At 59.1% G+C, this 5,840-nt stretch carries 3 rRNA genes; all 3 read left to right on the forward strand.

Annotated features, from left to right (window positions below):
- The first annotated feature begins 267 nt into the window (after positions 1–267).
- The 3 genes from W5W_RS0100005 (at position 268) to rrf (ending at position 5,822) form a co-directional block, all read left to right on the forward strand.
- Positions 268–1,825 (forward strand): 16S ribosomal RNA (locus W5W_RS0100005).
- Positions 1,826–2,268: 443 nt separating this feature from the next.
- Positions 2,269–5,464 (forward strand): 23S ribosomal RNA (locus W5W_RS0100010).
- A gap of 241 nt (positions 5,465–5,705) precedes the next feature.
- Positions 5,706–5,822, forward strand: a 5S ribosomal RNA gene (rrf, locus tag W5W_RS0100015).
- Together the 16S, 23S and 5S rRNA genes form the textbook arrangement of a ribosomal RNA operon.
- Positions 5,823–5,840 lie beyond the last annotated feature (18 nt).

Genomic DNA, 5,840 nt, shown 5'->3' on the forward strand with positions numbered 1-5,840 from the left:
GGGTGTGTTGTTTGAGATCTCGATAGTGTGTTTGTTTTTTGTGCCATTTTGTTTTGTTTTTGGTTTTTGGCTTGCCTTGTTTCTTTTGGTTGGTTGTGGTGTCTTCTGGCTGTGTTGGTTGGGGGGTGTTGTGGCTGGCTGAGGGGGGTGGGGTGGGTTTTTGATTGTTGGGTCTGGATTGGTTTTCTGGGCTATTGGAATGGGCTGCGTGCTGATCTTGGTGGCTTTTTTGGTTGTTTGGGTTGGTGTGTGGTTTGTTTTTTGGTTTTTTTGGAGAGTTTGATCCTGGCTCAGGACGAACGCTGGCGGCGTGCTTAACACATGCAAGTCGAACGGGCCTTGTCCCCTTTTTTTGGGGGTGGGGTTAGTGGCGAACGGGTGAGTAACACGTGAGTAACCTGCCCCTCACTTCTGGATAACCGCTTGAAAGGGTGGCTAATACGGGGTGTTCTGGCCTGCTCGCATGGGTGGGTTTGGAAAGATTCGACCGGTTTTGGTTGTTTTGGTGGGGGATGGGCTCGCGGCCTATCAGCTTGTTGGTGGGGTGATGGCCTGCCAAGGCTTTGACGGGTAGCCGGCCTGAGAGGGTGGGCGGTCACACTGGGACTGAGACACGGCCCAGACTCCTACGGGAGGCAGCAGTGGGGAATATTGCACAATGGGCGCAAGCCTGATGCAGCGACGCCGCGTGAGGGATGGAGGCCTTCGGGTTGTGAACCTCTTTCGCCAGTGAAGAAGGTCCTGCTCTTTGTGGTGGGGTTGACGGTAGCTGGGTTAATGAAGCGCCGGCTAACTACGTGCCAGCAGCCGCGGTAATACGTAGGGCGCGAGCGTTGTCCGGAATTATTGGGCGTAAAGGGCTTGTAGGCGGCTGGTCGCGTCTGCCGTGAAATCCTCTGGCTCAGCTGGGGGCGTGCGGTGGGTACGGGCTGGCTTGAGTGCGGTAGGGGAGACTGGAACTCCTGGTGTAGCGGTGGAATGCGCAGATATCAGGAGGAACACCGGTGGCGAAGGCGGGTCTCTGGGCCGTTACTGACGCTGAGGAGCGAAAGCGTGGGGAGCGAACAGGATTAGATACCCTGGTAGTCCACGCTGTAAACGTTGGGCACTAGGTGTGGGGGGCCTTTTCCGGGTTTTCCGCGCCGTAGCTAACGCATTAAGTGCCCCGCCTGGGGAGTACGGCCGCAAGGCTAAAACTCAAAGGAATTGACGGGGGCCCGCACAAGCGGCGGAGCATGCGGATTAATTCGATGCAACGCGAAGAACCTTACCAAGGCTTGACATGGGCTGGATTGCTTCGGAGACGGGGTTTCCCTTTTTTGGGCTGGTTCACAGGTGGTGCATGGTTGTCGTCAGCTCGTGTCGTGAGATGTTGGGTTAAGTCCCGCAACGAGCGCAACCCTTGTCTCGTGTTGCCAGCACGTTGTGGTGGGGACTCGCGGGAGACTGCCGGGGTTAACTCGGAGGAAGGTGGGGATGACGTCAAATCATCATGCCCCTTATGTCTTGGGCTTCACGCATGCTACAATGGCCGGTACAGTGGGTTGCGATGCTGTGAGGCGGAGCGAATCCCTGAAAGCCGGTCTCAGTTCGGATCGGTGTCTGCAACTCGACACCGTGAAGTTGGAGTCGCTAGTAATCGCAGATCAGCAGCGCTGCGGTGAATACGTTCTCGGGCCTTGTACACACCGCCCGTCACGTCATGAAAGCTGGCAACACCCGAAGCCCGTGGCCTTATGGGGAGCGGTCGAAGGTGGGGCTGGTGATTGGGACGAAGTCGTAACAAGGTAGCCGTACCGGAAGGTGCGGCTGGATCACCTCCTTTCTAAGGAGTTCTTAGAATATTGGGAATGCCAGGGGCGGAATGATGTCAGGGCGGCCGTAGCCCGTGGGGGTTGGGGTTGTGCCTGAGGTGGTGCGAAGAACACATCCATGGTTGATGGGGTCGCGCGTGTGGTTTTGTGCGGCTGTGTTGGCTTTGGGTGTCTGCCTGCGCGTGTGTGTGTGGGTGGGGGCATGCTGTCGGGTTCTGGGGCGGTGCGCCCTGGTTGTGGCCTGCGTGGCCTGTGCCTCTTCTGGAGTGTGGAGGGGTGTGGGTTGTGGTGGGTGGGTTGGTTGTGATCTGTATAGTGGACGCGAGCATCATTTGATTGTGTTCATGCGCGGCATGCCTGGTGATCGTTAGCTTGGTTGTTGGGTGTGTTGTGTGTGGCGTGATGTGATTGTTTTTGTTGAGTTTGTTTGTTGTGGTTTTTTGTTTGGGTTTTGTGTGTTGTTTTTTTGGGCGTTCGGTGGATGCCTTGGCATCAGGGGCCGATGAAGGACGTGGTGGCCTGCGATAAGCCTCGGGGAGCCGGCTAGCGGGCTGTGATCCGAGGGTGTCCGAATGGGGGGACCCGGCACTTGTTATGGGGTGTCACCTGCATCTGAATTGATAGGGTGTGGGGGGTTACGCGGGGAAGTGAAACATCTTAGTACCCGTAGGAGAAGATATTCCGTGAGTAGTGGCGAGCGAAAGCGGATGATGGCTAAACCGTTGTCGTGTGGTGACCCGGCAGGGGCTGCGGCGGCGGGGTTGTTGGGGTGCGTCTGTTCTCATCTCTGCCGGGGTGGGGCGCGTGTGTGGCTGGGTAGCTGAACCGTCTGGGATGGCGGGCCGGAGTGGGTGAGAGCCCTGTAGGCGGAACCTGGTTGTGTGCGTGTAGGGCGTTCTCCCGTTGTAGCACGGGGCTCGTGGAATCCTGTGTGAGTCTGCCAAGACCACTTGGTTGCCTGAATACTTCCTGATGACCGATAGCGGATGAGTACCGTGAGGGAATGGTGAAAAGTACCCCGGGAGGGGAGTGAAAGAGTACCTGAAACCGGGCGCCTGCAAGCCGTCAGAGCCTCCCGCCTTGCCTTGTGTGGGGTGGGGGTGGTGGCGTGCCTATTGAAGAATGAGCCTGCGAGTCATTGCCGTGTCGCGAGGTTAACCCGGGTAGGGGTAGTCGTAGCGAAAGCGAGTCTGAACAGGGCGGTTGTGAGTGGCGCGGTATGGACCCGAAGCGGGGTGATCTACCCATGGCCAGGTTGAGGCGTGTGTAAGAGCGCGTGGAGGACCGTACCCACCTGGGTTGAAAACCGGGGGGATGAGCTGTGGGTAGGGGTGAAAGGCCAATCAGACTCCGTGATAGCTGGTTCTCCCCGAAATGCATTTTGGTGCAGCGTCGCGTGTTGCCCGGCGGAGGTAGAGCTACTGGGTGGCTGAGGGGCCTTACAGGGTTACTGAGGTCAGCCAAACTCCGAATGCCGTGCGGGTGTGTAGCGTGGCAGTGAGACTGCGGGGGATAAGCTTCGTGGTCGAGAGGGAAACAGCCCGGATCGCCGGCTAAGGCCCCTAAGCGTGTGCTAAGTGGGAAAGGATGTGCGGTCGCGCAGACAACCAGGAGGTTGGCTTAGAAGCAGCCATCCTTGAAAGAGTGCGTAATAGCTCACTGGTCGAGTGGTCGTGCGCCGACAATGTAGCGGGGCTCAAGCACACCGCCGAAGCCGCGGACCCCCAACATAGTCCCTTCAGGCCGGTTGTTACCGGTTTGGCAGGGGTTGGGGGTGGTAGGGGAGCGTCCTGCACTGGGTGAAGCCTGGGGGTGACCTGCGGGTGGACGGTGCGGGAGTGAGAATGCAGGCATGAGTAGCGATGACTAGGGTGAGAAGCCCTAGCGCCGAGAGACCAAGGGTTCCAGGGCCAGGCTAGTCCGCCCTGGGTGAGTCGGGACCTAAGGCGAGGCCGACAGGCGTAGTCGATGGATGACGGGTTGATATTCCCGTACCGGCGAAGGACCGACCATGCTGACGCGCGGGTGCTAACCCACGCTGCCGGCCCATATTGTGGCCGCACCTGACCATGTGTGGTGGGTGTGGCTGGTGTGGCTGGTGGTCTGGGGATCCTCCGTGCTGGTAGGCAAGCGTGTTAACAGGGGTGACGCACAGTGGTAGCCCGGCGGGCCTAATGGCTTGGCCTGTTCAAGCGCGCAGCCCGGTCCCTAGGTAAATCCGGGGGCCAGCCTCATGCGTGGGGCGCAGGTGAGGCGTGATGGTGACCGGTAGCCGTGTGCTGCTGGGATAACAGGGTGATCCTGGGGTGCCGAGAAAAGCCTCGACGCGATGGTCTAAGCCGCCCGTACCCGAAACCGACACAGGTGGTCCGGCAGAGTATGCCTAGGCGAACGAGTGAACCGTGGTGAAGGAACTCGGCAAAATGCCCCCGTAACTTCGGGAGAAGGGGGGCCCGGACCTTGAAGCAGCTGGCCTGCTAGGGGTGAGGGCCGCAGAGACCAGGGGGGAGCGACTGTTTACTAAAAACACAGGTCCGTGCGAAGCCGTAAGGCGAGGTATACGGACTGACGCCTGCCCGGTGCTGGAAGGTTAAGAGGATCCCTCAACCCCACCCGTGGGGTGAAGGGGTGAGTTCAAGCCCCAGTAAACGGCGGTGGTAACTATAACCATCCTAAGGTAGCGAAATTCCTTGTCGGGTAAGTTCCGACCTGCACGAATGGCGTAACGACTTCCCCACTGTCTCCACCACGGGCTCGGCGAAATTGCATTACGAGTAAAGATGCTCGTTACGCGCAGAAGGACGGAAAGACCCCGGGACCTTTACTATAGCTTGGTATTGGCGTCCGCCATGGTTTGTGCAGGATAGGTGGGAGACTGTGAGACCGCCACGCTAGTGGTGGTGGAGTCATTGTTGAGATACCACTCTGGCTGTGGCGTGCGCCTGAACCTCGGCCCGTGATCCGGGTCAGGGACAGTGCCTGGTGGGTAGTTTAACTGGGGCGGTTGCCTCCTAAAAAGTAACGGAGGCGCTCAAAGGTTCCCTCAGCCTGGTCGGTAACCAGGTGGCGAGTGCAAGTGCACAAGGGAGCTTGACTGCGAGACCGACACGTCAAGCAGGTACGAAAGTAGGAACTAGTGATCCGGCGATCCCGTGTGGATGGGTCGTCGCTCAACGGATAAAAGGTACCCCGGGGATAACAGGCTGATCCTGCCCAAGAGTCCATATCGACGGCATGGTTTGGCACCTCGATGTCGGCTCGTCGCATCCTGGGGCTGGAGCAGGTCCCAAGGGTTGGGCTGTTCGCCCATTAAAGCGGTACGCGAGCTGGGTTTAGAACGTCGTGAGACAGTTCGGTCCCTATCCTCTGCGCGCGCAGGAGACTTGAGAAGGCCTGTCCCTAGTACGAGAGGACCGGGACGGACGAACCTCTAGTGCGCCAGTTGTCCCGCCCGGGGCACCGCTGGTTAGCCACGTTCGGATACGGATAACCGCTGAAAGCATCTAAGCGGGAAACCATCTTCAAGACCAGGTCTCCACACACCACCATGGTGTGGAAGGCCCCCAGCAGACCACTGGGTAGATAGGCCAGACGTGCACGATCGGTAACGATCGAAGCTGACTGGTACTAACCGGCCGACACAACACACACCACCCACGCCACCACACAAACCCGACCCGCGTCCACTATACGGCCCACGACCAACCCACCCACACACACCACCACAACAACAACCACACCACAACAACACAGACACACAACAACACAGAGACACCCTACAGACACCACCACCCACCACCACCAACCGTGGACGGGCGGACACCCCCACCAATGAGTGGACCGGTAACACCCCCCAGGTGGGCTAGCGCACCACACACCCCACACAAACGTCTCGGTGGTCATAGCGGGGAGGACACGCCCGGACCCATCCCGAACCCGGAAGCTAAGAACCCCAGCGCCCATGGTACTACGCCCGACAGGACGCGGAAGAGCAGGACACCACCGAGCACACACCACCAGCCCCTT

Origin of the sequence: Actinomyces massiliensis 4401292 (assembly GCF_000269805.1) — a bacterium.
In the GTDB taxonomy this organism is placed as follows: Bacteria; Actinomycetota; Actinomycetes; order Actinomycetales; family Actinomycetaceae; genus Actinomyces; species Actinomyces massiliensis.